This window comes from Shewanella sp. AS16 (genome assembly GCF_021412365.1).
Classification (GTDB): Bacteria; Pseudomonadota; Gammaproteobacteria; order Enterobacterales; family Shewanellaceae; genus Shewanella; species Shewanella salipaludis.
Map to the genome: position 1 here is coordinate 1 of NZ_JAKCLK010000348.1, position 286 is coordinate 286.

The 286-nt window shown below is 52.4% G+C and carries 1 protein-coding gene; it reads left to right on the forward strand.

Annotated elements, in window-relative coordinates; genetic code table 11:
• Nucleotides 1–286: molybdopterin-dependent oxidoreductase (locus LZP73_RS20595; RefSeq protein WP_234236834.1), on the forward strand; the 286-nt coding region annotated here is incomplete at both ends.

Genomic DNA, 286 nt, shown 5'->3' on the forward strand with positions numbered 1-286 from the left:
GCTGGTATTGCAGAATAGCAAAACCATTGTGCTGTGGGGCTCCGATTTGCTGAAAAACCAGCAGGCGAACTGGTGGTGCCCGGATCACGATGTTTATGAATATTACGAGCAGTTGAAAGCGAAAGTCGCCGCCGGTGAAATTGAGGTCATCAGCATCGATCCGGTTGTTACATCCACCCATGAGTATCTGGGGCGCGAGCATGTGAAGCACATTGCGGTTAACCCGCAAACTGACGTGCCGCTGCAACTGGCGCTGGCGCATACGCTGTACAGTGAAAACCTGTAC